Below are 25,222 nucleotides of genomic sequence, written 5' to 3'. Positions count from 1 at the left end.
AATGGAACAAAACAGACGCGAATTCCTTAAAGCATCTGGCCTGGTTGCAGGCAGTGTAATCCTGAATCCTTTCACTGGTTATGGTTATAACAGTGCTGTTGGTGACACTATTCGGGTTGCATTAATTGGCTGTGGCGGGCGCGGAACGGGTGCTGCGGCACAGGCGCTAAGCACAAAACAAAATGTACAGATCGTAGCGATGGCGGATGCTTTCAAAGACCGACTGGACGAATCTTACAGAAGCCTTACTGCTAAGAAATATAAAAATGCAGCAGGTGCAACGGTGGATATCAAAACAAAAGTAGATGTTCCTGATGATCGTAAATTTGTAGGGTTTGATGCCTTCAAAAAAGCAATTGCTTTAAAAGATGTGGATGTTGTTATTTTGGCAACACCTCCGGGATTCCGTCCTTCTCATTTTGAAGAGGCTGTTAAGAATAACAAACATATATTTATGGAAAAACCGGTTGCAACTGACGCGCCAGGTATCCGTAAAGTTTTAGCGATTGCAGAAGAAGCTAAGAAAAAGAAATTAAATGTTGTCGTAGGTCTTCAGCGTCGTTATCAGGCTAATTACCGTGAAGCGATCAAAAGAATTCACGACGGAGCTTTGGGCGATATCGTTGGCGGACAGGTTTACTGGGTTGGCAGCAGCCCATGGATGAAAGAACGTCAGCCAAATCAGACTGAGATGGAATACCAAATGAGAAACTGGTACTATTTCAACTGGCTTTGCGGTGATCACATCACAGAGCAGCACGTTCACAATATTGATGTGGCAAACTGGGTAAAAAATGCTTATCCTACGCAAATTCAGGGAACTGGCGGCCGTGAAGTCCGTACAGGAAAACAGTATGGCGAGATTTTTGATCACCATACACTGGATCTTGTTTATGCCGATGGAACGACAATTTCAAGCCAGTGCCGCCAGTTTGAAGGTACGTACAATCGCGTTGACGAAGCTTTTGTAGGAACCAAAGGACGTATTGACAGCTTTGACGGCAAGAAAACAATTCTTAAAGATTACAAAGGCGGTGTGATGTATGCGCACGATGACAAAGCTGATATCAATCCGTATCAGGTTGAACACGACGAACTATTTGATGCAATCGCAAAAGGTGAATACAAATTTGCAGATGCTGAAAGGGTAGCAAAAAGTACCATGACTGCTATTATGGGCCGTATGGCTACTTATTCAGGAAAAGTGATCAAGTGGGATGAGGCTTTAAATTCGGATATTAACTTATTCCCTGACAAGCTTGCCTGGGATGCAAATCCAAAATTAATGCCTGGACCGGATGGTTTATATCCCGTTGCAGTGCCTGGAAAAACAGTAGTTATCTAAGTTTCTACTTTTACATATTAATCAAGAAAGGCTGCGATTCCAAAACGCAGCCTTTCTTGTTTTTCTAAGTTAAAAAATTATTTTATTGTATTCCAGGTTTGAATCTTATTATCTTTTGTCTCTACGAGCCAGACTTTATTGTTTGGAAATCTTTTTAAATATCTTTTACCTTCCTTGATTCCGGATACACTAAATGCCGTCGCTAGCGCATCAGCCTCAACCGATGTAGGAGATATTACCGTGGTTCTTACATGGTATAAAAGGCCAATCCCGGTTTTAGGATCAACAATATGAGAGTACCTTTTTCCATCATATTCCAAATACCGATACGTTGGGCCGGAAGTTGCCATGCCAACATTTGAATATTCTATGGTTTCAATGGAGTCACGTCCTGACGAAATTAAGATTTTCCAACCTTTCTCCCCCGGAGGTCCGTCCATCAAAGCAAGTTTTCCACCTGCATCGATCATGCCCGATTTTATACCATAACTTTTTAAAACTTTCACTGCTTCGTCAGCCGCATATCCTTTTCCCAATCCACCGATATCCAGCCGCATGCCTTTATCTTTAAGCTGAATGCTCTGTGTTTTTTTATCAAATTTAACTTTTTGATACCCGGTTTTATCCAGAGCATTTTTAATCAGATCCTCATCCGGGAAATATCCCTTACGCGTAGCACGTCGCCATTCCTGAACAATGGGTCCAAGCGTTGCATCAAAAGCCCCGCTGGTCTTTTTGCTAATATCATCGGAAATAAAAAGAATATCAAAAAGGTCTTTACTTACAGGAATCCATTTATCCGTACCAGATTGCGCCGAAACAGCGTTTATTTCACTATCATCCCGATAGTCACTTAATAAAGCGTTAAGGTCCTCAATACGTTTAAAAGCACTTTGGGCTGCCTTGTTTGCTGTTGAATCATCCCCCGAATAAATGATGATACGGAAAGGAGATCCCATAAGGCCCCTTTCAAAGGTGTAGCGATTCTCCTGGGCAAAAGTTTGGGAAGAAAAATAGCAAAGTAAAAATAGAAACCCTATATTCGATAGATAGTGCTTCTTTAAACCGAAGTTGTTTATTAAGTGGAACGAACGATAAAATCGGGTGAAACTGAATCTACTAAATGCTATTATCATCTTATCAGCAGGTCTGCTATTAATTGTAACAGGTGTAGTTGTTAAACCCACACATGTGCATTATAGTAATCCCGCCATGTTGAGCGGGATTACCGTAGAATTTATAGGAACGATCTGGCTGGTGCTAAGCTTAAATCGTAGGCGGAAAAAAAATTAAAGTTTGCTGGCTTTATTTCTTAAATAAAAATCGGCCAGAACCAGAGCTGCCATTGCCTCAACAATGGGTACAGCGCGTGGTACAACACAAGGATCATGTCGCCCCTTTCCCTGCACAACAGCGGTATCTCCATTTGCATCCACACTTTCCTGATCCTGCATAATGGTGGCTACGGGTTTGAAAGCAACTTTGAAATAAATATCTTCTCCATTAGAAATCCCACCTTGAATTCCCCCCGAGTGATTTGATCTTGTGTGAACGTCTCCTTTATCATCAATAAAAAAGGCATCGTTATGTTCTGATCCTAACATGGCCACACCGTCAAAACCGCTGCCATATTCAAAACCTTTCACAGCATTGATACTTAACATTGCTTTGCCAAGTTCAGCATGCAGTTTGTCAAAAACAGGCTCTCCCCATCCTGCGGGAGCACCTTTAATAACACAATTCACAACACCTCCAATAGAATCTCCCTTTTTGCGGACATCGTCGATATATGTAAACATTTTCTCCGCCATTTCCGGATCAGGACAGCGCACAGCATTATTTTCTGTTTGGGACAAATCAAGTTCTGTGTAAAATTTATCCAGTTTCATAGCGCCAACCTGAGAAACATAGGCCTGAATATTTACCCCAAAATTGGCGAGAAGCAATTTTGCCAAAGCACCTGCCGCTACCCTGGCAGCCGTTTCCCTTGCCGAACTTCTACCTCCGCCGCGATAATCTCTCACACCATACTTAACCTGATAGGTATAATCTGCATGAGATGGACGAAATTGTGCTGCAATGTGTGAATAGTCTTTGCTACGCTGATCTTCATTTCTAATAATCAAAGCAATCGGAGTACCTGTCGTTTTTCCTTCAAAAACGCCTGACAAAACTTCAAATTCATCTGCCTCTTTTCTTTGCGTTGTAATACGTGACTGCCCCGGTTTTCTTCGGGTCAATTCGCTTTGAATAAAATCGGTATTAAACTCAACACCCGCAGGACAGCCCTCTACAATTACCCCGATCCCTATTCCATGTGATTCCCCGAAAGTGGAAATCTTAAATATTTTTCCGTATGTACTACCCATGAAATTATTTTCTTAATACCCAAACCATCGTAAACAACAACAGAATTACAATGGCGTTGGTTAATTCTTTTAGTATTTGTTTAAAATCAAAATATTCGGAGCTGCTGTCTAACCTTTCAAGGTTGTCATACAATCCCGTGGATCCGTGTAACGATATATTTCCTAACTTATAATCTTCTCCTTTTACCTGAAGTGTTTTTTGAGAAATCAATGTATCATATTTTGCAGCCACAGGATCAAAATAAACCCATTGAAAATATCTTCCCAGTGGAAAAGTCCCATCCTGACGTGGCACTACAAAGTAATCAAAACTTTTTTCTCCGCTAACATTCTGGTTACTTCTCTTTATAAGCTGACTAATATCTGGCGGATAAAAATCAAATGAAGAATTCGTGATAATTTCTGGTGTCGGAATCGCAGCAATGTTTCCTTTTCCTTCAATCCTGAACAAATATCTGATACTTTCTCCCGGATAAACCAAAGCACTTGAAAGACGTTCAACAAGTTTGTATTGGCCCACCGCCACCTGATCTTTTAAAGGATGCTGAGGCAAAGGTTTTACAGTCACTTTAACAACTTTTGAACGGAAACTTTTAAGTACTTTTCCCTCCCCGACCTTCCCACTACCCACAAGCATTTCCAAAGTTACCGAAGGAAAAATAATATCCTGTAATGTCATCGGGAAAAACTGCGCCTGGTATAAATTGAATTCTGTATATTTTCTGCCCCCAATTTCAATACGGCGCTTTATAATCTCCTCAATACCTAAATTTTCCTCCCAACAGCCAACCGGCCTTATTTTTTTCAAAATTGCCTGTAATTGAACATTTACCTGATAAAAATCCATTTGTATTGGAGCATTCTCAGCTACGTACAATGAAATTCCAAGCGCAAATCCTTCTCGCATGAAGACGTTTTTTTTATTTGCACCCACTGAAAGAAAGACGTCTTCCTCATTATTTTCAATTTCGGGTAGCAGTGCAAGATCTTCTTCACTAATCACTTCCGGATTAATCAATACTCTCGTATTGTACTCAACTGTAATACCTTCGGATTTAATTTTCAAGCCATTTACTGTGACAAAAAAGGATGGAATTACATAAGTTCCCTCCTTTAAAGCAAAATATTGCTGGCTTATTGTTTGCACAACAACTTTTTCTCCGCTTACCATGTTTATCGAACTAGTTGCAGATTTACTTCGCTTCTCTAGTCCGTTAAGTTCAGGAAAGCTGACCGATGGACGGTTTTCTTCACCGGGAACAACAACCGAAATCGTAAATGGCTCGTCCATTTTGAGATTTTTTGGCCCAATTTCAATTGTTGCATCATTATTTATTATTTGCGCATGAATAGTACAAGAAAAACACAAAATTATGCTTAAAATTACATATAATTTCATGGGGAATATTCGTTACACTTACTGTTGACACTAATATGGACTAATAATCTGTTAAAGTTTTATTTAACGCTGAATCTTACCTAAACCGCAAAACTACATAATACTATGGCCTCTATGCTTGAATACATTAAAATTATTCTGCAAAAGGTCAGTTTCGACCGCAGATTGTTCGAAAAAGAATTAAGAAAAGCAATCCGCATGTTAATGCCTGCCGAAGTAAAACGTTTAAGAAACTGGTGTTATGAGAATTACAGCTCTGTACATTTATCAACGCTAAACAATTGCTTCCCGCTTCCATCTACACTTGGCTGATCCCTTATACCAGATAATATTAATTAAAATGAAAAGACCCGCCGAAATCGGCGGGTCTTTTCATTTTAATTTTACTAAACCCTGAATTATTTCTTCGGAGCTGGTTTTTTAGCAGCCGCAGGTTTAGCAGATTTAGCAGGGGTAGCAGTCGCCTCAGCAGCAGCCGGTGCCATACCTAAGGCTTCTTTCGCAGCTGCGCTGTTAGGATCAATCGCTAGCAATTTAGTCCAGTATTCTTTTGACTTGGCTTCATCTTTCAATGTAGTTTGGCTATAAAAGGCAAGATAGTTATAAGCCAATTTTAAATAAGACTTGTACTTAGAAGGATCCGGATCCTTCTCTGCAAGTTCAGCGAGTTTCAAATAATAAGGCGCTGAAATTCCTTTATCGATATTTTCTTGTTTATCATATGCGTTATAAAGCGCACTTGCTCTCCAATAGTAACCGTATGGCCAGTCTGGCAGTTTTTGCGTAACAGTTGCAAATGTAGAATCCGCAGATAAATACATATTTCTCTTATCAGTTGCAATTTGAGCACTGTCACCCGCAGCATTATCCAAAGATCCCAATGCACCAGCCAACTGGAACTTAGAAAGACCTAAATAATAATAGTCATTTGCAGATGCCTTTGCTGTATCCAATGCTATACCCTTGTAATATGTCGATGCTGAATTACCAAAATCCTTTGCAGCATAGTATAAGGCACCAACTTCTTTGTAAGTAGTCGCAGCTTCTGCTTTACTTGTGTCCATATCAGCACCCTTCAGGATGTAAAGTACACCTGTGGAATCGTATCCTTTTCCGTCAGTTACTTTTGCATTGTATGCACGGCCAAGATATTTGTAATCATCTCCGATTACTTTGTCCGGAGCCACTTTGATAAACTCATTCAAGTTTTGAATAGCCATGTCAGGATTATTTGTTTTGGCATAAGACCAACCGTACATACGAAGTGTGATCGGGTTATTGATCTTTCCTTTCATTTCATCCAAAATCTGTAATGACTTAGTATAATCATCAGCTGTAAATGCAAACTGAGCAGCACGAAGTTTTGTTTCAGGATCAGACGCAAGACTTTTCTGCATATAAAGGTCATAATTTTCTGCTGCTTGCTTATACTTACGAGCAAAGAAATAAAGCTCTGCAAGATCCTGGTAAGCAGGAGCAAAGTTTGGATCTGCTTCTAGCGCTTTTTTGTAATTTTCAAGAGCAAGATTATAGTTCTTACCTCTCAAATAAACCGAACCGATTCTGTTATGTGCAACAGCATAATTAGGTTTTGCTGTCAATGCGTATTCGTAAGCTGTCACCGCAGCACCACCCTCGTTACGCAACATCAAAGCATCACCTTTTACAATATATGCGTCAGCAAGATTTTTATCTCTTTTGATAGCTTCATCAGCCAATCTGATTGCTTCTGCGGGATCATTATTTTTTTCGAAAAGAGTATAAGCCTCAGCTATTCGAAATAGAATTTCGGCATCTTTACCTTTTTTCTTTTCAGCAGTCGCAAACAATTCTTTTGCTTTGGCCATATCGCCTTTTCCAAGCGCAACAGTTCCAAGACCAACCTGGTTAAGATATGATTTCTCGTCTAGTTGAGCACCTTTTTCAAAAGCCTTTTGAGCTTCATCTAACTGCTTATTAATTACATAATAGTAACCAAGATAATATTGATTATCAGCAGAAGGAGTACCCGTGGCCAGTTTTGTAAACAATTCGCCCGCTTCCTTACTACGTTCAGCATGTATTAAGGCCAAACCGTCCTGCACAGTTTGTGCATGCACATTTACTACTGAAAAAATGCATAATACCAGTGCTACTAACTTCATTCTCATGTTTCTGTTCATTTTTACCCGGTTAATATAATGACAAAAAATTTGGTTTTTCAATAAACAAGTTCCAAATGTAATAAATTGTATAAGAAGACTAAAGATTTTGTCCAGTCCTTATTTCCAGCTCTCTTGGATACACATTTGTTGGTATCAAACCCATTTTCTGAATAATGAGTCCACCGACATCTCTGGTTATATAATTTACCATACCGTTACCAAGACCTGCATATCCTTCCCTGATAATGATATACACATCACGGGAAAGTGGATAATTCTTTAATTCCAATCCGTTCTGGAAAGGCTGATAGTACTCTTTAACCGAAGCAGGATTAGAACTTTTGGAAACACCCAAAACTCTTATTCCTTCTGAAAGCTCTCTAGCCAAAGCATCATGCCCGTCACTGATCCAGTTTACGCCAATAAAACCAAGGCTTAAAGGATTCTTTTTTATTTCACTGATAACGTTTTGGTTTGAACCCGCCGAAGTAATTCTAAGTTTCTGAATACTCTTTAAGCCAAACTTACTCATTACAAAGTTTAAATTACTCGAGTTTGCGTTATCAAAGACCAACGTTATAGGACCTGTCTGGCTACTGCCTTTCAACTGCGACCAATCTGTGATCTTACCCTCCACAATGGACTTAACTTCATCCATCGTAATCAAACTGTCCCTATTACTACCATTTACCACAAGTGCAAGGCCATCAAGTGCAATATGATGTGCTTTCTGGATTCCCTGCTGCTGCTTAACCATGGCAATTTCGTTTTCGCTCAATTGCCTGGCAGCAAACACCATTCTCACACTATCCTTCAACAATTCCAGGATTGCCTGCTGTTCCGGCTTATAAACCACATTGAAGTGAGCTCCTGGATATATCCCCTCATATGCTTGTGTTAAAGCATGAACAAGAGGTTTGAAAGACTCATCAGCTCCAATCGTGATTGTTCCCCTTACAGGATTATCTCTTTCTTTCGAAGACTCTTTTGAACATCCTGATATCAGGACTATAATACACAGGAGTATACCTATGCCTGCACTGAAGAAATATTTCATGCTTATTGTTAGATAACTCATTTCTTCCAAACCCTGTAACCACGGTAAAAACCGTACAAAATAAGTATGCCAGCAAATGCATATCGCTGTATACTTCCAACAGGAAGCAAGCTAAAAGATAAGGAGGAGGAGATCAAGTAGACCCCTCCTCCCATGTATATCAGAGCCATTAACAAAGAAGCAACAAGAATCACTTTCTCATGCAATGGTTTTTCCTTCATGAGTTACTCAAGTTGGAAATTAATAGGCAAGTTGTACTTAACCCTTACTGCACGTCCTGATTGTTTACCTGGTTTCCACTTTGGCATTGCTTTCACAACACGGATAGCTTCTTCATCACAACCAAAACCTAAACCTTTAAGTACCGCAACATCCTGAATACTTCCATCCGTATTAACAACGAATGACATAAATACTCTTCCGGATACGTTGGCACGTGAAGCTGCACTTGGGTATTTAATATTTTTACCTAAATATTTGTACATCTCAGCAGTTCCACCTGGAAATTCCGGCTGTTGCTCTACAACTGTGAAGACTTTTTCCTCAGCAGGAGCGGCTTCAACAACTGTTCCCTTACTTGGGGCAGCTACTTGTTCCGGTGCTACGATTACCTCGTTTGCATTTGGATCACCTTCAACTGTTTTGTCAGCAATTACTGCTTCCTTCAAATCCTCAACCGTTGGTGGAGGCGTTTCTTCAGGAACTTTTTCATCCATTTTTACCTCGGGAGGCAAAAACTTCACCGTTGCTACTTTAGGCTGCTCAATTGGCGGCGGAGGTGGCGGTGGCGGTTCAGTAGGATCAATTGGCGGTGGCGGCAAGTTCATTAAATCCACGTTAACCATTACTTCCTCTTTTACTTCATCGCCTTTCAGTGCATTAATAAGAGCAGGTGAAAACATTGCGAAAACAAAAAGAGCAGCGCCGATCAAAGTTGATTTGGTAATATCTGCACGATATCCCTGTCTCAGTGAAAATGCACCATACGCCTTATTACGATTGGCAAACACTATATCATCCAGTGTCGCATTCGGGCTAACTTCTGCCATGGCGTTTAAATTAAATGTTAAAAATATTTACTACTACCCCGAAAAATCAAGGTTTTACTTTGTCTCCAAGTAACTTCTTTTCCGAATCCGTAAGTTCGTCTACAAGTGCATACTTTTTAGACTTGGTAATGGCCATTTCATCCAGCACATCAACCATATTTTTATAAGTAGATACGACCGTAGGCTTTATTACGCAAACGAAGGCACCATATCCCTTATCATCTTTTGGATAAGCTGCGTTGATACGTTTAGCAGATTCAAAAATAACACTTCTCAAATCGGGACCGAAACGAGTGGTTTTCATTGATTCTTCTGCTTTTGGATCATCTGCTGCGATACCGTCCAAATAATAAACATCATCATTTTTACCCATAAAAAGAGTCAAAACTTTTGATGCCTTTAATGGTTCTGTTTCTTTTACCTCTGTTTTGTCTGGCACGTTCAATGTCATAGACGTAGGTTTAGACATTGTTGTTGCAAGCATAAAGAACGTAATAAGCAAGAAACCCAAATCCACCATCGGGGTCATATCAACATTGGTGTTCAATTTCTTGCCGCGAACTTTACCGTCGCCTTTACCACCACCACCGGTTTCTACTATTGCTGACATATTAGTCTTTTATTTCAAGTGAAATACTTAATCCATCTTAAAACCGGCAGGCGCTTGTTCGCTAGCGGTAATCAGATTGAAACGGTTAATATTCTGCGACTGAAGATTTCCTAGCACATCCTTGAAAACAGGGAATTTAGCAAGATTATCTCCTTTCAAAGCGATTCTCAATCCAGGATCCGCTTTTCTCGCAGCATACACCCAATCAGCCAACTGACTTGTCCCTGTGGAATCCACTGGAATACCTGGTTGTTTGATCTGTGCCATTTGTGCGTCCGGTGTGTTCAAGAAAGCCTTCAACTGATTAAGAGGAACACCAAAGCTCGACTGAAGCGAGAACTTCTTTTTTTCCAAATCTGTAAAAGTAATTCCTTTTGACTGAGCGATGTTGTCCAACATAGAAATCCTAGTTGACTGAGCATCCACACCAAAGAAAACTTTACCATCTTTGTCAATACTAATGATCATAATTTTATCATCCGGCACTTTAATCGTCGATACCGAACTTGGAGTAGTAACCTCCGCGTCATTGGTTTTGAACGTCGCCGTCATAATAAAGAATGTCAGTAGCAAGAACGCCAGATCCACCATGGGCGTCATGTCCATGTGAGGCGGATGTTTCTTGGGCTTAACTATTGCCATAACTTTACAAATATATAAGTTTTTTTAATATTAACGATTATTATATATCAATAGTATATAATAATTAATAGTGAGCTGCAAAATTTTGCTGAATGCTCAAACCGATTTCGTCAATACTGTAAGTAAGGTCATCAACACGACTGTTCAAATAAGCATAAGAAACAGTTGCAATCGCAGAAGTACCGATACCAATCGCTGTGTTGATAAGGGCCTCAGAGATACCTGCCGCAAGAGCACTAGAATCAGAAGCACCACCAGATGCACCAAGAGCCGCGAACGCCTTGATCATACCAAGTACCGTTCCAAGAAGGGCGATAAGTGTAGAAGCACCAGCTAGAGTTGCAATGATTGTAAGGTTTTTCTGTAACATAGGAAGTTCAAGCGTAGTTGCTTCATCAACTTCTTTTTGCAAAGCTGCAAGTTTTTGTTCTTTGTCAAGTCCGTTATCAAGAGCAAGTTGCTTGTATTTAATAAGACCTGCTTTGATTACATTACCAACTGAACCTTTTTGTTTGTCACATTCTTTGATTGCTTCGTCAACTTGGTTTTTATCAAGAAGAGATTTCACTTTACGAACGAAAGAATCAATGCTTCCAGTACCGTTTGCTTTTCCAATTGTAATGATACGTTCAATTGTGAAAACAAGTACAATAAGAAAACAAGTCATTAACAAAGGTACGATAGGTCCACCTTCGTGAACAATACCGAAATAATCACCTGGTTTTGGCCCTTTTTCCAAATCTCCGTCGATAAAGTGATCAGGAGATCCTAAAACAAACATGTACACAACAAGGGCAATAACAAATAGTAGGGGGATTACCAATGCCGGATTCAAACCACCTGAGCCTTTTGGTGCTGCTGTTGCAGGCTTTGGTGCTGGTGCCGGAGTCGTTGCTTTCTTTTCCATCAGACTTACTTTTAAAGGTTAAATTGAGATTTTGGTTGTTAATTAAATAAAAGTTTTGGTTAAACCGTGTTTTTGTAAAATAAAATTTTGATTGCGGTGTTACGATTTTAAGTCCCTACAAAAGTATGAGTTTTCCTTTTAAAAAAAAGCAAGCTTTTGTCTGGTTTTTTTATTCTATATTTTTACCAAAGGTCATTCAATTGTATAATTTAAAGATTACAGTTTACAAAACTTTGCCGTTTTAATGCCTTTTTTTCATTGATTAAGAATGATATATAGGCAAATTTACAGCTTCCATAAAATTGCACTATACGCCTCAAATCCTAGTAACATCTTTTTTTAAATTGGCAAAAGCATTTTAAATTATTTTCTCATTTGGGTTCAAAAGCAAATATTATTCGTCTTCTACTTAGTTAATATTATAATATTTTTAAGAATCTGTTGTCCCGAAATTATCATTGACACAAAGTCGGATTATTTTTAAGTATAGGAATCTGTTTTCTTACCACCATTTTGCTTAAAAAAACGATCTTCCGTTTGAGTTCGCAAAAATGTGGTATTTTTGTGACCCAATTCGCCAGGAATTGCGAACATAACAAATTCTTAATACTATGAAAATTGATCACGAGTCTCTGAAAAAAATTGCCGGTCTTGCAAAACTTCATGTAAAACCAGAAGAAGAGGCCGCTCTACTTACCAGTATGGATAATGTTTTGACATGGATGGAACAACTAAACGAAATTGATACGGAAAATGTTGAGCCACTTACCCATATTATGGAAGAAGTCAACAACTGGCGTGAAGATAAAGGAAATAATAGCTTATCGAGACAAGACGCTCTGGCAAATGCACCGAGTAAAGATGACACCTATATAAAGGTACCCAAAGTGATCGAATAGGTTACCTTATATCGAATGGATCCGCGTCGAGATAGGCAGGAAATGAATCTTTATATTTTTGTAAGGCTGGCCTGGAAAGCTTGATAACCTTTTCAGACTCCTTATCCCCCATAGCAAAAAGCGGCTCACCCAGAAAATCCAGTGCTACGGAATCTCCCTGATAATCGATTGCATTCCCGTCCTGCCCTATTCTGTTTATTCCGACTACGTAGCTGAGATTTTCAATGGCTCGTGCTTGTAATAAGGTATTCCACGCATGTGCACGGCGCTTCGGCCAGCTAGCAATGTAGATAAGCAGATCGTAAGGATTTTGTGAGGAATTTCGGCTCCAGACCGGAAATCTTAAATCATAACATACTAACGGAAAGATATTCCACCCTTTCCATTCAACGATTAAACGTGCATTTCCAGGCGTGTAAGTATCATGCTCCTCCCCCATCCGGAAAAGATGGCGTTTGTCACTATGAACAAATGATCCGTCCGGGCGGACGCACATCAATCTGTTAAAAAAATCCCCTCCCTCTTTTACAGCAAAACTTCCAATGATTAGAGCATTGGTCTGAACCGAAATATGCTTCATCCATTTGGTAGTAGTCATATTCATATGCTCAGCTATTTTAGTGTTCATCGTAAAGCCTGAATTAAACATTTCAGGTAAAACGATAACATCAACAGGATGATCAATAGCAGCAATCTTTTCTTCGAGAGAAGAAAGATTTGCTGTTACATCTTCCCAATATATATCTGTTTGAATAAGACAAACGGTAAGTTCGTCAACCACAGGAAGGGCCATATCAAAAGCTTAGAAATGAAAAAATTATCTGCGGCCAGGAAAACGCATACGGTAATCGGCGTCCGTTTTTCCTTTGGAAATATCAGTCAATTTCTTTTTGATCAATTGTTTTTTCAATGTTGGAAGATAATCAACGAAAAGTTTTCCAAGCAAATGATCATATTCATGCTGGATAATTCTTGCCGCCATTCCCGTATATTCCTCGGTAAACTCGTTCCAATCCGTATCTCTGTAACGAATTACCAATCTTTCGGGTCTGTAAACATCACCGCGAATTCCAGGAATACTCAAACATCCTTCTTCAAATGCCCACTCTTCTCCATCTTCTTCCAGAATTTCGGGATTGATAAATGTTTTTTTGAAACCCACAAGGCTCAAATCAACTTCATCCTCGTCGTCGTCATCCTCATCCTTTTCACTAAATGGTGTTCCATCAGCAACAAAAACACGGATATTTAATCCCACCTGAGGCGCAGCCAAACCTACACCGTTAGCAGAATACATCGTTTCGAACATATCTGCCGAAAGCTTTTTAAGATCCATTTCATCTTTTTCAATAAAGCGGGTTAACTTTCTTAATATAGGGTCGCCGTAAGCTACAATTGGGTAAATCATCTGATTAAATATGAGATTTTTAAATAATTATTCTTTAATAAACTGACTATCTGCGACTTTCCATAAAGGATTGCAAAATAATGGTAGCGCTGATCTTATCAATATTCCCTTTTTCTCTTCTTTCACTTTTACTGGAACCGCCAGCAATCATAGATTGCAAGGCCATGGAGGACGTGAATCGCTCGTCATGCGTATGAACCGGAATATCAGGGAAATTTTTTTTCAACACTTTGATAAAACCATGCACCCTTGCAGCGTTTTCACTTTCTGTATTATCCAGTTTGCGAGGCATTCCGATAACAAATGCTTCGATAACTTCACTTTGAGCGTATTTTTTCAAAAAATCCAGTAAGTCATGTGTTCTTACCGTATCCAGCGCCGTTGCTATAATTTGCAAAGGATCTGTTACCGCAATTCCGGTACGTTTCGCACCATAATCAATAGACAAAAGACGAGGCATTTTTTAATCAATAAGTGAATAGTCAAACTTCGACTAAAATAATTTTGCAAAGATAAGACCTTTCACTTAGCTTTCCCTGATTCGGTACGTGATAATAGATTTTGATACATGCATCACAGAATCCCATTATCTTTGTAAATATGATTGACAAGCGTTGGATACAAATACCTGAATTACCCTCTGATCAACTTGAAGTTGCACGTGAACTGGCTGAGGCTTTAAAAGTGAACCCATTTTTGGCAACACTTTTGGTACAGCGCGGTGTTAAAGATTTTGAACAATCCCGCAATTTTTTCCGCCCTGATCTTACACATTTACATGATCCATACCTGATGCAGGATATGGATATCGCGGTTGAACGATTGTCCAAAGCGATTTCTAATGGAGAAAAAATCCTGGTTTACGGAGATTATGATGTAGACGGAACAACTTCTGTCACAATGTTTTACGGTTTTTTAAGAAAAATATACGACAATCTGGATTATTACATTCCGGACCGTTACAATGAAGGTTATGGCGTTTCCTGGCAAAGTATCGATTTCGCTCAGGAAAATGGTTTTAATTTAATTGTCACGCTGGATTGTGGTATCAAATCCGTTGATAAAGTTACCGAGGCTAATAAAAGAGGAATCGATTTTATTATCTGCGATCACCATCGTCCCGGCGATGAACTTCCTCCGGCTGTTGCCGTTTTGGATCCAAAAAGAGAAGACTGTCTATATCCTTATAAAGAACTGACCGGCTGTGGCGTCGGGTTTAAATTGTTACAGGCTTTTTGTATTCACCATGATATTCCGCAGGAATCTTTGTTTGAATATCTTGATTTACTGGTTGTTAGTATCGCTGCGGATATTGTACCAATTACCGGGGAAAACAGGATTTTGGCTTATTACGGACTTCAACGCCTGAATGCTTCACCGCGTGTAGGTATGAAAGCGCTGATTGATATTGCCGGAATAAAAGGTGTGCTGGATATTACCAATGTGGTATTCGGTTTGGGCCCAAGAATTAATGCGGCCGGGAGAATAAAACATGCGAAAGAGGCTGTTCGTCTTTTGCTTTGTGAAGAAGAACAGGAAGCAGTTGATTTCGCTTATGAGATCAATCAGCATAATAGCGACCGCCGGACTTTCGACAGTAGCATTACCGAGGAGGCTCTGGCAATGATTGAAAGTGATAACTGGTTTACCGAAGCAAGAAGCACGGTACTATATAAGGAAAGCTGGCACAAAGGTGTGATCGGAATTGTGGCGAGCCGGTGTATTGAAAAATACCATCGCCCCACTATTATTTTGACAGAATCACATGGAAAAGCCGCTGGCTCTGCCCGTTCGGTACCTGGTTTTGATGTTTATGAAGCGATTGAAGAATGTGCTGAGCTGTTAGAACAATTCGGTGGGCACACTTTTGCAGCAGGTTTGACGATGCCGATTGAAAACATCGAAGCTTTTCGTGCCAAATTTGATCAGATTGTAAGCAGCAGAATATTACCGGATCAATTAATTCCTATGATCAATATTGATCTGGAACTGGAATTAAGTGCTGTTACTGCCAAATTCTATAATATTCTAAGGCAGATGGGACCTTTTGGCCCGGGAAATATGACGCCGATTTTTGAAAGCAAAGAAGTTTCACTGGCAGGCCAGCCAACGATCATGAAAGAAAAGCATATTAAATTTGATGTCAAACAAAACGGCTCCCCGATTTTTACAGCCATTGGTTTCGGTATGTCGCAATTTTATCAGGATCTGATCAAAGGCAGAACTTTTTCTATTTGTTACAATCTGGAAGAAAATAACTTTCGGGACAAAAAAACGTTACAATTGTTTCTTAAGGATATTAAATTTAATTAGGCAGTTGCGTTTTTGAATTACTAAAATCGAACAATGATATTAAGAACCGAAAATCTGGTAAAAAAATACGGTGCCCGTCTTGTGAATAACAATGTGAGCTACCAGGTTGAACAGGGTGAGATTGTCGGGTTACTTGGACCGAATGGAGCAGGGAAAACGACTTCCTTTTATATGGCCGTTGGTCTGGTAAAACCAAACAGCGGTAAAGTTTTTCTTGATGATAAGGACATTACAGACCTTCCCATGTACAAACGTGCACGTCTTGGTCTTGGGTATTTGGCGCAAGAAGCATCCGTATTTCGTTCGTTAACGGTTGAAGAAAATATTCTTGCTGTTTTGGAAATGACAAATCTTTCCAAAAGCGACCAAAAAGCGAAAGTGGAAGAATTACTGGAAGAATTTCACTTGCAGCACGTACGCAAAAGTAAAGGAATGGTACTGTCGGGAGGAGAACGCCGCCGGACTGAAATTGCAAGGTCACTTGCCGTGGATCCTAAATTTATTCTATTGGATGAGCCCTTCGCCGGTGTAGATCCGATTGCGGTGGAAGATATTCAAAGCATAGTTGCCAAATTGAAAACCAAGAATATTGGTATTTTGATAACCGATCACAATGTGAATGAAACACTTTCAATCACCGACAGAGCTTATCTTTTATTTGAAGGAAAAATTCTGAAACAGGGAAGTGCAGAAGAACTTGCGGAAGATGAGCAGGTAAGAAGAGTTTATTTGGGACAAAATTTTGAATTAAAACGAAAAGTTTAATTTCCAAATGTCTCAAGCATAGAAAAGGGAACGCTCTGGGCACTCCCCCTCTTATAATTATTCACCATGAACTGTATTATTTTTTAGGACACTTTTTACAGTATTTCCCTTTCTTTTTATAGTTTTTGCAACAATCCTTAAAAACACATGAATCGTTTAGAATCAGCGATTTTGACCAGAAATTAACTGGCTCCACAAGTGTTGTTGGTTCATTCGAAATCAATGCGTTCATTTCATCTCCGTTATTGATGAAACAAATGTAGTATCTATTTAGAATCATTCAAAAGATTTTTTAAATTATTTTGAACAAATCTAAATAGATCACGCGAGGCATGGTGAATCAATAATTACAAAACAGGAAACGGATCACGAAATTTCTCCCCTTTTTCCATCTGAATAATTTCCTTATCGGTACACAAACAAAACTCCAATTCATTCAGAATAAGATCCTTTTCAAGATCCTGTCCGATGATAACCAACTCGTTCGAGCGGTCACCAAAACGCCCCCAACGTGATTCGATCGATTCACGATTGTCCATATAAGACTGATAACGAATTCTTTGACTAAGTGTCATACTCGCCCACCAGACACCGGCACCTTCTGCACGCAGCGATCCGCCCGCCTGGCTCCAGTTCAGTGCATCGTTTGGCCGGGAAGCAATCCAGAATAATCCTTTACTGCGAATAATCCCGGCAGGCCAGTTTTGAGAAAGATAATGCCAGAAACGTTCCGGATGAAAAGGCCGCTTGTCCCGAAAAACAAAAGAGTTTATTCCATATTCTTCCGTTTCCGGTATATGCGTTCCGTTTTCCAGTTTATTCAGCTCCTGAATCCAACCTGCTGATTGTGACGCTTCATCATAATTAAATAATCCGGTATTCAGGATTTCCTTTGCATCCACTTTTGAAAAGGAACTTTCAATCAGTCGCGCTGACGGATTTAATGCATTCAGAACTGCTTTCAATTCGGCCAGATGAGCGGACGAAACAAGATCAGATTTATTGAGAATGATCACATCCGCAAACTCAATTTGATCGGTCAAAAGATTTACAATCGTTCTGGTGTCGGATTGATCATCATTTAAATCCCTGCTGATGATCGTGTCCAGCGAGCCAAAATCTTTCGAAAAATTGAATGCATCTACAACAGTCACCATGCAATCAATTTCTGCCCATTTTGATAAGTCAATTCCGTTTTCATCATCTACAAAACTAAATGTCTGGGCGATCGGCACGGGTTCTGAAATCCCAGTACTTTCAATCAATAAGTAATCGAAACGGTTTTCTTTCGCCAGTTTTTCAACTTCAATCATCAAATCTTCCCGAAGCGTACAGCAAATACAGCCATTTGACATTTCGACCAGCCTTTCTTCCGTCCGGCTCAGTATGTTTTCATTTTTGACCAATTGTGCATCAATGTTTACTTCGCTCATATCATTGACAATTACAGCAACTTTTAATCCTTCCTTATTATGAAGGATATGATTGAGTAATGTAGTTTTCCCTGCACCCAGAAACCCACTCAGAACGGTGACCGGAAGTTTATTATTTTTCATATTTCGCCATTTTATATTTGCATCGTTGTTGCAAATATAAAAATAGAATATATATATTTGCAACAATGTTGCAAATAATAAAATCTCATCCATGCAAATCGGAAAAATCTTACTGGTTACACTTTTAATTTTTATCCTAAGCGCTTGTAAAAAGTCAAAAAATAAAAGCCCGGAGCTGATTCAAGCCAATGAAATGCATCTTGAATGCATGCGCATTCATGAAAATATCGAAACGGAATTGATAGAAAAGAAGCAAAATGCGATTAATAATAAGGACGTGTCCGCAATTACAAAACTTGATAGTTTGATTACTATTCTGGAATTATGGGAAGAGGGAATTATTGAAGTACCCGGTTTTGAACATGAACATCATCATGAAAAAGGCGAACATCATGAGCACAAAGCAGAAATTCAAATGACAGACGAATCCATGCTCGAATATCAAAAAAATTCAAAACAGGCGATTGAAGAATTACAGAAAGAAATTAATAATCAATTTAAATGAAGACAACAGCCATTCTGTTTATGCTGATTTCAGGACTCGCTTTATCTGAGCCGATGAATCCGCTGCCGGTAACCTGGAAGAATTTGTCTGATGTCCAGTTTACGAGAAAGTTGAATAAAGAAGTTAGTATGTATTTTTTGTATCCGTCTTTCGGACAAAGTGTAAAGGCATTGCAGGGGAAAGAAATTCAGATCAAAGGTTACATTATTCCAGTCGACGAAAACGAAAATATCTACGTTGTTTCGGCACAACCTATGGCCGCCTGCTTTTTTTGCGGCGGCGCCGGTCCGGAATCAATTATGGAATTGCAGTTTAAAAATAAAAGACAACGCTTTAAAACCGATGAGCAAAGAACGGTAAAAGGTACATTACAACTTAATCCGTCGGATATTGAACATCTAAATTATATCCTGAAAAATGTGGAGGTTGTAAATTAAAAAAAGGTCTTTCCAAATCATAAAGACTGGAAAGACCTTTTTTGTTATTTTGAAAACCTGATTACATTTTCTCCCAAATTTCATGAATGGGCTTTCCGGCAGTGTTTGTTCCTTTATAATCCCAAACGCCGTTGTCGAGTTTCGAATCAAAAACCTGAGTCGTTCCTACCCTGTTATTATCGCTTGATAAAAATTCAATGCGTTCAGTATATTTTCCATTTTTGAAAGTATAAGTTCCGCCTCCGGTTTTATAAAATGTTTTTTCAACCGTGTCAAAAACGATCCATTGATATCGCGTTCCTGATACTAATTTAACAGCTTTACGGGTTCCTGTTAACTGCGATTTCAAATCACCTTCCTTATCAGAAACTTTCCACGCTCCGGTAAAAGCTGAATTACCGCCGTCGTCTATTTTCATCCAAACCATCGCTTCATCATATTTCAAAGTCAGAATTCCATCTTTCATGGTAACCGTATAAACAATGGGAATACCCACTTTGGCGGTATCGGACGGGTTAAATTCCGGCGTGTAAGTCATCTGGTCGCCCTGAATTGTGAAAGGCCCGCCCTCTGTTCTTTCGTATGATTTATTTAACACACTATATGAAGCAATAATCATATAGTTATCTGTCACGATTAATGTTGAAGTACTACCCGTTGGCTCTTGCGATTTCCACGCACCTTTTGGCGTCTGTGCCAATGCTATCGTACCGCATAATAATAATGTAATAATAAGAAACTGTTTCATTCGATGTTTAGTTTACGTTTATCTTCAAAGAGTATCAAAAGTATGCCAATGTGGTTTCAATTCTCTGTTTTAAATCATGTCTGATTATTTTAAGACTTCCCTTAATACATCCAGAGAACGGATTTCACCAAGAGAATCCATATGAATTTTATAAAAGAAAATCAGTTTTTCCAGAATATCGACCCGCCTGGTACGGTCAAGAGAAACCGCTGTTCCATATGGATTCTGAAGTAGATATTCAGTGGCACTTAATTCTTTGGCATCTGCAATTTGCGGGAAATGATTTTGCTTTAATTCACTTTCAAGATCATCAATCGTTTCCACGCCGAATCCCAGATAAGAGGCATATTGCAGCAAAAACTGAATATGAAAATTTTCAAATCCATCTTCTGCTTCATCCAGATACAAAACTGAATCTTCAATAAATTGAAATAAAGGCTCATTGGGCTCCTCTTCCCTCAATGTTTTTCCCAAAATTTCAGTTACAAACAAAGCAAGGCTTGATTTGAAAACATCATAAGGCAGACTTTGAAATGGGGCATAACATTTTAATTCCGAAATACGGTGAATCGTTGCTTCTTTACTTTTATGATAAACAACCATATCCAATAAAGTAAGCGGCTGAAAAAGAGCGATCCTGTTATTCTTGGATTTACTGCTCCGAACACCATTTACGATGTAACTTTGAATACCAAATGCTTCCGTGTAAACCTTCGCAATAATGGAGGATTCCCGATAACGGATATAATTCAAGGCAATCCCTCTGGTTTTATATAACATGCTTAAGTTTTATGCTTTTCCATAACAAAAATCCGCGCTAAACCAGAATAAATCCTAGGTTTGGATGAATGTTATCTTAGTATTAAGAAATTAATTAAAAAAATTTAAAAACTTTTTCCCTGATGCAATTTCTTGTTTACACCTTTAATATAGGAATAAATGATGTTAAAATTTTCATATACACAGCTTATTGTAGCCATCTGTTGATTGTCGGGTACTTCTGCAGTTGTATTATCGTCTCAACAATAAAAAATCACTTCCATTAGAAGTTTTTTAAGAGAAAGGATTTGTACCTTTATTCCGGGTTTACGAACTAACGGCGATTTTCGTTCGTTAACAAATTATTAAAAAGGAATAACATTTGCAGCCAGCACATGTTCATATTTCTAACTCATTATTCTTCTCATGAGCGACGCCATAAAGCATGAGTGCGGAATAGCACTTATCCGTCTAAGAAAACCATTTCAATACTATATTGATAAGTACGACACGCCGCTATATGCCGTGCACAAGCTTTCAGTAATGATGGAAAAACAGGTTAACCGGGGACAAGATGGAGCCGGAGTTGCCAACATCAAAATCGATGTACCACCTGGAAAGCGCTATATCAGCCGTTACAGATCCGTAGAGCCTCAGCCACTTACCGATATTTTTTCGAAAATTCACAAGAAATTCCGGAAAGGACTGAAGAATAATAAGGAACGTATTACCGATGCCAAATGGTTACAGGAAAATCTGGCATTTACCGGAGAAGTTTGGTTGGGACATTTGCGTTATGGTACGCATGGTACCAATGAAGTAGAGAACTGTCATCCTATGTTACGTCAAAGTAACTGGAGAAGCCGGAATCTGGTTATGGCAGGAAATTTTAACATGACAAACGTTGATGAACTTTTTGGAAAACTGGTATCCTTAGGCCAGCATCCAAAAGAGAAAGTTGATACCGTCACGGTCATGGAAAAAATTGGACATTTTCTTGATGAAGAAAATCAGCGCGTCTTCGATCGGTTCAAAGGAATTTATGAAAATCCGACTTTATCGGATGTCATTGAAGAAAATATTGACTTACAAAGGCTTCTTTACAGGTCCTGCCGTGATTTTGATGGCGGATATGCCATGTGTGGCTTAACTGGTTACGGAGCTTCTTTTGTAATTCGTGATCCAGCCGGAATTCGTCCAGCTTTTTATTATGCTGATGATGAAGTGGTTGTAGTAGCTTCTGAAAAACAAGCGATTAAAGCTGCGTTTAATGTTGAATATTCTCAGATTCAGGAAATTACACCGGGTTCTGCGCTTATTATTGACAAAAACGGAGAATATAATGAATTCCCGATTTTGCCTCGTCTGGAAAAACGTTCATGCAGTTTCGAACGTATCTATTTTTCAAGAGGTACCGATCCGGATATTTATTACGAGCGCAAGCAGCTTGGTAAATTACTGATCCCACAAATACTGAAAGAGATCAATTACGATCTTGAAAATACGATATTCTCTTACATCCCCAATACTGCTGAAACCGCATTTTTGGGAATGATTGAAGGTTTGGAAGAATATCTGGCGAAGAAAAGGAAACAAGCCATTATGGATGGAATTCTTTTCGAAGCTGATCTGGAAAAAGTACTTTCATTCCGTCCGCGTATCGAAAAACTTGTAACGAAGGATGTAAAATCCAGAACTTTTATAACCGCAGATGCGCTTCGCGATGATATGGTTTCAAGTGTTTATGATACAACATTTGAAGTTGTTCGTAAAGGTGTTGATACCGTAGTCATTATTGACGATTCAATCGTTCGTGGTACTACGCTGGAAAAAAGCATTTTAACGATGCTTGACAGATTGCAGCCTAAGAAAATCGTTGTGGTTTCTTCTGCTCCGCAAATTCGTTTCCCTGACTGTTATGGTATTGATATGTCAAAAATGAAAGATTTTGTTGCTTTCAGAGCGGTGTTGAAGTTGCTTGAAGATCGTGACATGGATTATTTACGTGAAGATGTTTACACACAAGCTGTTGCATCGATCGCTACGAAAAATTCATTCCATACGAACTATGTAAAAGCACTTTATGAGCCTTTCACAGATGAAGAAATTTCAAACTCAGTTGCTGAAATTATTCGCCCAAAAGATCTGAATGCTGAACTTTCTGTGATTTTCCAAACGGTTGATAACCTTCACAAAGCTTGTCCTAACCATATTGGGGACTGGTATTTCACAGGAAATTATCCAACACCAGGGGGAAATAAAGTAGTAAACAAAGCATTTGCAAATTCGCACGAAGGCAAGCTGGAAAGAGCTTACTAATAGAAGAGTTTCTTATTATATTTTGATAACCGTCCGCAGTTTGGGCGGTTATTTTTTTGTTAAAAACGTTAATTCCGTCAGTACGTTGACGGAATTCAGTAATATTGAAAAATAACCTCTAATTTGGCATTTTAATAAAAACCTAAATCCATATGACTCATCTCAAAAAATTCAATTTTAGTAAAATTCTATCTTTTCTATTTGTTATCATGCTGACAGCTTTGTCGGCCAGCGCACAAGTAGCTACAACGACCGGAAGCCTGAAGGACATTAATTTTCTGGATGGCCGCTGGAAAGGCAATTACAATGGCGGAACGATTGAAGCATCCTGGACCGCACCGGAAGGTGATAATATCGTTGGATTTATCCGAATGGTGAAAGACGGGAAAGCTACACTTTATGAATTGTTCGCTTTTGAACAAACCGAGAAAGGGCCCGTGGCGCATGTTAAGCACTTCAAACCGGGTATGATTTCATTGGAAGAAAAAGAGATTTCTGATACCTATAACTTTATTGAAGCGCAGAAAAATCAGGCTCTTTTTGAAAAAGACGATATTACTGTTCGGATTATTTACGAAAGAAGAACGCAAAATCAATTGGTGATCAGAAGAGGAAAACTTGAAAATAATAAGTGGGAATTTATGGATCTGTTCGTTTTCAACCGAATTCCTTAATTTTTCAGGATCAGATACACGCCTGCGATTAATAACAATCCGCCGCAAATTCGAGCAAAACTGATTGGGTGTACAGCAAAACCTTGTAAGCCGTAGTGGTCGATGACCATTGCGGCTAACATTTGTCCGGCTATTACCAAACAGATTAAGTTGGCCGGACCGATATCTTTGACAATAAAAATAACTGTTACAACATAAAATGCGCCAAGAAATCCACCCGCAAATTTCCACAAACTAACTTCACGGAAAGTAGCTAAGGTTGGTATCGGGTTTTGATTAAAAAAGGGAAAGGCTACTAGTAAAACAAAAAGGCCAAAACTGAATGATGTAATTGCAGCCATTAAGGGATTTCCCAAAGCCACACGAAGTTGCGCATTCACGCCGGATTGTAACGTATTGGCCATTCCGATCATAAAGGCCAGCGCCAGAAAAAACCAATTCATAAATTTGGGAGGTGTAGATTTGGTTTCAAATTCCGTCTTTTTTATTTCTTCAATTCATTGATCTTATCGGGATCCACGGACCGATAATGGCCATAAACCCGAAGAATAATGGCTAATGCAACGGTAACTTCCGCTGCAGCAACAACAATCACAAAAAGAGCAAAAAGCTGTCCGCCAATCCTTTCCGGATCATGGCGACTGAAAGCGATCAGGTTAATGTTAACTGCGTTAAGCATCAATTCAATGCCTAATAATATACCGATTAAATGCTGTTTGGTAATGGCAATAGCCAGTCCAATACTGAACAAAGCAGCAGCTACAATAAGATAATGTTCTACCGGAATATTAATCATGAGCTGGATTTCTGTTTAGGGCAAGATAAGCAGCGCCAATCAATGCCACCAATAAAAGTATAGCAGCAATTTCGAAAGGTAAAAGATGGCTTGTCATCAATTCAACACCAATTGTTTTCAAAGTTGAACGGGAAATATTTGTTTCTCCTGTCATTTTGAAATTTGATGTAACAATAATGTAAGAAAGAAAACCAAACAAACCTGCACCTACGATAAATCCAGAAAATTGCCTGGTTATAGAAACTATCACGCGGTTGGGCGTCGAAGAAACTGCTGCTCTATCCGTTTGTTGGGTAAGCATAATACCAAAAATAAGCAGAACCAGAATTCCACCTACATATACCATGATTTGTGTTACGGCCAGAAAATCTGCACCTGCCAGTACGTACAATGCAGCAACTCCCAGGAATGTCAGAAACAAAGCAAAAGCTGCGTAAATAAGGTTTTTGGAAAACAATATAAAAAGCGCTGATACAATCGCTAATCCCGAGAAAGCATAAAAAGCAGCTATTTCCATGTAT

General features: G+C 39.1%; 28 protein-coding genes. 9 read left to right on the top strand and 19 right to left on the bottom strand.

All coding sequences use genetic code 11. The features are described from left to right. Window position 1: 1 nt before the first annotated feature. Entirely contained in the window at window positions 2–1,345 is a 1,344-nt protein-coding gene (locus tag FZF08_RS10865; RefSeq protein WP_159468664.1) for a Gfo/Idh/MocA family protein, read from the top strand. Window positions 1,346–1,422: 77 nt separating this feature from the next. Here FZF08_RS10865 and FZF08_RS10860 read toward each other — a convergent pair whose 3' ends face one another. The 3 genes from FZF08_RS10860 to FZF08_RS10850 form a co-directional block, all read right to left on the bottom strand. Beyond that, on the bottom strand, window positions 1,423–2,304 hold the full coding sequence (locus FZF08_RS10860; protein ID WP_229216491.1) for an FAD:protein FMN transferase: 882 nt from the start codon (window positions 2,302–2,304) through the stop codon (window positions 1,423–1,425). A gap of 330 nt (window positions 2,305–2,634) precedes the next feature. Beyond that, window positions 2,635–3,714 carry a chorismate synthase gene (gene aroC, locus FZF08_RS10855; RefSeq protein ID WP_159468662.1) on the bottom strand — a complete coding sequence of 360 codons (1,080 nt, stop codon included), beginning with the start codon at window positions 3,712–3,714 and terminating at the stop codon, window positions 2,635–2,637. Between the two features lie 4 nt (window positions 3,715–3,718). Further along, window positions 3,719–5,113: a BatD family protein gene (locus tag FZF08_RS10850; protein WP_159468661.1), complete on the bottom strand. Its 1,395-nt coding sequence runs from the start codon at window positions 5,111–5,113 to the stop codon at window positions 3,719–3,721. 105 nt (window positions 5,114–5,218) lie between these two features. On the opposite strand from FZF08_RS10850, the gene FZF08_RS10845 reads away from it, so the two are divergent. Then, window positions 5,219–5,425 (top strand): hypothetical protein, encoded by a 207-nt coding sequence (locus FZF08_RS10845; RefSeq protein WP_159468660.1) that lies wholly within the window; start codon window positions 5,219–5,221, stop codon window positions 5,423–5,425. A gap of 86 nt (window positions 5,426–5,511) precedes the next feature. Here the strand turns inward: FZF08_RS10845 and FZF08_RS10840 are convergent, their stop codons facing one another. The 7 genes from FZF08_RS10840 to FZF08_RS10810 all read right to left on the bottom strand — a co-directional run bounded on the left by FZF08_RS10840 (window position 5,512) and on the right by FZF08_RS10810 (window position 11,522). Further along, window positions 5,512–7,263 (bottom strand): tetratricopeptide repeat protein, encoded by a 1,752-nt coding sequence (locus tag FZF08_RS10840; RefSeq protein WP_229216489.1) that lies wholly within the window; start codon window positions 7,261–7,263, stop codon window positions 5,512–5,514. 91 nt (window positions 7,264–7,354) lie between these two features. Beyond that, the gene (locus tag FZF08_RS10835) at window positions 7,355–8,314 is read right to left on the bottom strand and encodes a PstS family phosphate ABC transporter substrate-binding protein (protein WP_159468659.1); all 960 of its coding nucleotides are present in this window, start codon (window positions 8,312–8,314) and stop codon (window positions 7,355–7,357) included. A gap of 17 nt (window positions 8,315–8,331) precedes the next feature. Continuing rightward, the gene (locus FZF08_RS10830; protein ID WP_159468658.1) at window positions 8,332–8,535 is read right to left on the bottom strand and encodes a hypothetical protein; all 204 of its coding nucleotides are present in this window, start codon (window positions 8,533–8,535) and stop codon (window positions 8,332–8,334) included. Window positions 8,536–8,538: 3 nt separating this feature from the next. Then, complete coding sequence (locus FZF08_RS10825) at window positions 8,539–9,363, bottom strand: energy transducer TonB (protein ID WP_159468657.1); 825 nt, start codon at window positions 9,361–9,363, stop codon at window positions 8,539–8,541. A 46-nt stretch (window positions 9,364–9,409) separates the two neighbouring features. Then, entirely contained in the window at window positions 9,410–9,973 is a 564-nt protein-coding gene (locus FZF08_RS10820; RefSeq protein WP_159468656.1) for a biopolymer transporter ExbD, read from the bottom strand. 27 nt (window positions 9,974–10,000) lie between these two features. Continuing rightward, a complete protein-coding gene (locus tag FZF08_RS10815) occupies window positions 10,001–10,615 on the bottom strand; it encodes a biopolymer transporter ExbD (RefSeq protein ID WP_159468655.1) in 615 nt (204 codons plus the stop codon). Between the two features lie 64 nt (window positions 10,616–10,679). Continuing rightward, window positions 10,680–11,522 (bottom strand): MotA/TolQ/ExbB proton channel family protein, encoded by an 843-nt coding sequence (locus tag FZF08_RS10810; protein ID WP_159468654.1) that lies wholly within the window; start codon window positions 11,520–11,522, stop codon window positions 10,680–10,682. 611 nt (window positions 11,523–12,133) lie between these two features. Between FZF08_RS10810 and gatC the strand changes: the two genes are divergently transcribed. Further along, window positions 12,134–12,421, top strand: coding sequence for an Asp-tRNA(Asn)/Glu-tRNA(Gln) amidotransferase subunit GatC (gene gatC / locus FZF08_RS10805; protein WP_159468653.1), 288 nt, complete (start codon window positions 12,134–12,136; stop codon window positions 12,419–12,421). A gap of 1 nt (window position 12,422) precedes the next feature. On the opposite strand, the gene FZF08_RS10800 is transcribed toward gatC, so the two are convergent. The 3 genes from FZF08_RS10800 to ruvX are packed head-to-tail and all read right to left on the bottom strand — an operon-like array spanning window position 12,423 to window position 14,289. Next, window positions 12,423–13,214 carry an amidohydrolase gene (locus FZF08_RS10800; RefSeq protein WP_159468652.1) on the bottom strand — a complete coding sequence of 264 codons (792 nt, stop codon included), beginning with the start codon at window positions 13,212–13,214 and terminating at the stop codon, window positions 12,423–12,425. Between the two features lie 24 nt (window positions 13,215–13,238). Continuing rightward, entirely contained in the window at window positions 13,239–13,829 is a 591-nt protein-coding gene (def, locus tag FZF08_RS10795) for a peptide deformylase (protein WP_159468651.1), read from the bottom strand. Window positions 13,830–13,875: 46 nt separating this feature from the next. Continuing rightward, a complete protein-coding gene (gene ruvX / locus FZF08_RS10790; protein ID WP_159468650.1) occupies window positions 13,876–14,289 on the bottom strand; it encodes a Holliday junction resolvase RuvX in 414 nt (137 codons plus the stop codon). A gap of 140 nt (window positions 14,290–14,429) precedes the next feature. Between ruvX and recJ the strand changes: the two genes are divergently transcribed. Both recJ and lptB read left to right on the top strand, forming a co-directional pair. Beyond that, window positions 14,430–16,142 carry a single-stranded-DNA-specific exonuclease RecJ gene (recJ, locus tag FZF08_RS10785; RefSeq protein ID WP_159468649.1) on the top strand — a complete coding sequence of 571 codons (1,713 nt, stop codon included), beginning with the start codon at window positions 14,430–14,432 and terminating at the stop codon, window positions 16,140–16,142. Between the two features lie 33 nt (window positions 16,143–16,175). After that, the gene (gene lptB / locus FZF08_RS10780; RefSeq protein WP_159468648.1) at window positions 16,176–16,907 is read left to right on the top strand and encodes an LPS export ABC transporter ATP-binding protein; all 732 of its coding nucleotides are present in this window, start codon (window positions 16,176–16,178) and stop codon (window positions 16,905–16,907) included. Window positions 16,908–17,254: 347 nt separating this feature from the next. Here the strand turns inward: lptB and FZF08_RS10775 are convergent, their stop codons facing one another. After that, entirely contained in the window at window positions 17,255–18,463 is a 1,209-nt protein-coding gene (locus tag FZF08_RS10775; protein ID WP_159468647.1) for a GTP-binding protein, read from the bottom strand. A 91-nt stretch (window positions 18,464–18,554) separates the two neighbouring features. Here FZF08_RS10775 and FZF08_RS10770 point away from each other — a divergent pair, with 91 nt between their 5' ends. Then, window positions 18,555–18,968, top strand: coding sequence for a hypothetical protein (locus tag FZF08_RS10770; protein ID WP_159468646.1), 414 nt, complete (start codon window positions 18,555–18,557; stop codon window positions 18,966–18,968). After that, complete coding sequence (locus FZF08_RS10765; protein WP_159468645.1) at window positions 18,965–19,405, top strand: DUF3299 domain-containing protein; 441 nt, start codon at window positions 18,965–18,967, stop codon at window positions 19,403–19,405. Before FZF08_RS10770 ends, FZF08_RS10765 begins: the two co-directional genes overlap by 4 nt. A 61-nt stretch (window positions 19,406–19,466) precedes the next feature. Here FZF08_RS10765 and FZF08_RS10760 read toward each other — a convergent pair whose 3' ends face one another. Together FZF08_RS10760 and recO are read right to left on the bottom strand one after the other, a co-directional pair. Beyond that, window positions 19,467–20,153: a hypothetical protein gene (locus FZF08_RS10760; RefSeq protein ID WP_159468644.1), complete on the bottom strand. Its 687-nt coding sequence runs from the start codon at window positions 20,151–20,153 to the stop codon at window positions 19,467–19,469. Window positions 20,154–20,237: 84 nt separating this feature from the next. Next, window positions 20,238–20,933 carry a DNA repair protein RecO gene (gene recO / locus FZF08_RS10755; RefSeq protein ID WP_159468643.1) on the bottom strand — a complete coding sequence of 232 codons (696 nt, stop codon included), beginning with the start codon at window positions 20,931–20,933 and terminating at the stop codon, window positions 20,238–20,240. 405 nt (window positions 20,934–21,338) lie between these two features. Between recO and FZF08_RS10750 the strand changes: the two genes are divergently transcribed. Together FZF08_RS10750 and FZF08_RS10745 are read left to right on the top strand one after the other, a co-directional pair. Next, a complete protein-coding gene (locus FZF08_RS10750) occupies window positions 21,339–23,231 on the top strand; it encodes an amidophosphoribosyltransferase (protein WP_159468642.1) in 1,893 nt (630 codons plus the stop codon). 152 nt (window positions 23,232–23,383) lie between these two features. After that, window positions 23,384–23,905, top strand: coding sequence for a DUF6265 family protein (locus FZF08_RS10745; RefSeq protein WP_159468641.1), 522 nt, complete (start codon window positions 23,384–23,386; stop codon window positions 23,903–23,905). On the opposite strand, the gene FZF08_RS10740 is transcribed toward FZF08_RS10745, so the two are convergent. From FZF08_RS10740 to FZF08_RS10730, 3 genes are read right to left on the bottom strand one after another with little or no spacing between them, the layout of a single operon-like run. Beyond that, a complete protein-coding gene (locus FZF08_RS10740) occupies window positions 23,902–24,348 on the bottom strand; it encodes a DMT family transporter (RefSeq protein ID WP_159468640.1) in 447 nt (148 codons plus the stop codon). The two genes, FZF08_RS10745 and FZF08_RS10740, sit on opposite strands and share 4 nt — an antisense overlap. 41 nt (window positions 24,349–24,389) lie before the next feature. Further along, entirely contained in the window at window positions 24,390–24,701 is a 312-nt protein-coding gene (gene nuoK / locus FZF08_RS10735) for an NADH-quinone oxidoreductase subunit NuoK (protein ID WP_159468639.1), read from the bottom strand. Further along, the gene (locus tag FZF08_RS10730) at window positions 24,694–25,218 is read right to left on the bottom strand and encodes an NADH-quinone oxidoreductase subunit J (RefSeq protein WP_159468638.1); all 525 of its coding nucleotides are present in this window, start codon (window positions 25,216–25,218) and stop codon (window positions 24,694–24,696) included. The genes nuoK and FZF08_RS10730 overlap by 8 nt, the downstream gene beginning before the upstream one ends. Between the last annotated feature and the right edge of the window lie 4 nt (window positions 25,219–25,222).

Source organism: Dyadobacter sp. 3J3, assembly GCF_009801115.1.
GTDB lineage: Bacteria > Bacteroidota > Bacteroidia > Cytophagales > Spirosomataceae > Dyadobacter.
The sequence above is the reverse complement of the archived record's forward strand: the minus strand, read 5'-3'. Positions and strand labels throughout refer to the sequence as shown.

Coding starts and splice junctions, on each gene's coding strand:
- FZF08_RS10865 (WP_159468664.1), top strand. CDS start 2: ATGGAACAAAACAGACGCGAATTCCTTAAAGCATCTGGCCTGGTTGCA.
- FZF08_RS10860 (WP_229216491.1), bottom strand. CDS start 2,304: ATGGGATCTCCTTTCCGTATCATCATTTATTCGGGGGATGATTCAACA.
- aroC (WP_159468662.1), bottom strand. CDS start 3,714: ATGGGTAGTACATACGGAAAAATATTTAAGATTTCCACTTTCGGGGAA.
- FZF08_RS10850 (WP_159468661.1), bottom strand. CDS start 5,113: ATGAAATTATATGTAATTTTAAGCATAATTTTGTGTTTTTCTTGTACT.
- FZF08_RS10845 (WP_159468660.1), top strand. CDS start 5,219: ATGGCCTCTATGCTTGAATACATTAAAATTATTCTGCAAAAGGTCAGT.
- FZF08_RS10840 (WP_229216489.1), bottom strand. CDS start 7,263: ATGAGAATGAAGTTAGTAGCACTGGTATTATGCATTTTTTCAGTAGTA.
- FZF08_RS10835 (WP_159468659.1), bottom strand. CDS start 8,314: ATGAAATATTTCTTCAGTGCAGGCATAGGTATACTCCTGTGTATTATA.
- FZF08_RS10830 (WP_159468658.1), bottom strand. CDS start 8,535: ATGAAGGAAAAACCATTGCATGAGAAAGTGATTCTTGTTGCTTCTTTG.
- FZF08_RS10825 (WP_159468657.1), bottom strand. CDS start 9,363: ATGGCAGAAGTTAGCCCGAATGCGACACTGGATGATATAGTGTTTGCC.
- FZF08_RS10820 (WP_159468656.1), bottom strand. CDS start 9,973: ATGTCAGCAATAGTAGAAACCGGTGGTGGTGGTAAAGGCGACGGTAAA.
- FZF08_RS10815 (WP_159468655.1), bottom strand. CDS start 10,615: ATGGCAATAGTTAAGCCCAAGAAACATCCGCCTCACATGGACATGACG.
- FZF08_RS10810 (WP_159468654.1), bottom strand. CDS start 11,522: ATGGAAAAGAAAGCAACGACTCCGGCACCAGCACCAAAGCCTGCAACA.
- gatC (WP_159468653.1), top strand. CDS start 12,134: ATGAAAATTGATCACGAGTCTCTGAAAAAAATTGCCGGTCTTGCAAAA.
- FZF08_RS10800 (WP_159468652.1), bottom strand. CDS start 13,214: ATGGCCCTTCCTGTGGTTGACGAACTTACCGTTTGTCTTATTCAAACA.
- def (WP_159468651.1), bottom strand. CDS start 13,829: ATGATTTACCCAATTGTAGCTTACGGCGACCCTATATTAAGAAAGTTA.
- ruvX (WP_159468650.1), bottom strand. CDS start 14,289: ATGCCTCGTCTTTTGTCTATTGATTATGGTGCGAAACGTACCGGAATT.
- recJ (WP_159468649.1), top strand. CDS start 14,430: ATGATTGACAAGCGTTGGATACAAATACCTGAATTACCCTCTGATCAA.
- lptB (WP_159468648.1), top strand. CDS start 16,176: ATGATATTAAGAACCGAAAATCTGGTAAAAAAATACGGTGCCCGTCTT.
- FZF08_RS10775 (WP_159468647.1), bottom strand. CDS start 18,463: ATGAAAAATAATAAACTTCCGGTCACCGTTCTGAGTGGGTTTCTGGGT.
- FZF08_RS10770 (WP_159468646.1), top strand. CDS start 18,555: ATGCAAATCGGAAAAATCTTACTGGTTACACTTTTAATTTTTATCCTA.
- FZF08_RS10765 (WP_159468645.1), top strand. CDS start 18,965: ATGAAGACAACAGCCATTCTGTTTATGCTGATTTCAGGACTCGCTTTA.
- FZF08_RS10760 (WP_159468644.1), bottom strand. CDS start 20,153: ATGAAACAGTTTCTTATTATTACATTATTATTATGCGGTACGATAGCA.
- recO (WP_159468643.1), bottom strand. CDS start 20,933: ATGTTATATAAAACCAGAGGGATTGCCTTGAATTATATCCGTTATCGG.
- FZF08_RS10750 (WP_159468642.1), top strand. CDS start 21,339: ATGAGCGACGCCATAAAGCATGAGTGCGGAATAGCACTTATCCGTCTA.
- FZF08_RS10745 (WP_159468641.1), top strand. CDS start 23,384: ATGACTCATCTCAAAAAATTCAATTTTAGTAAAATTCTATCTTTTCTA.
- FZF08_RS10740 (WP_159468640.1), bottom strand. CDS start 24,348: ATGAATTGGTTTTTTCTGGCGCTGGCCTTTATGATCGGAATGGCCAAT.
- nuoK (WP_159468639.1), bottom strand. CDS start 24,701: ATGATTAATATTCCGGTAGAACATTATCTTATTGTAGCTGCTGCTTTG.
- FZF08_RS10730 (WP_159468638.1), bottom strand. CDS start 25,218: ATGGAAATAGCTGCTTTTTATGCTTTCTCGGGATTAGCGATTGTATCA.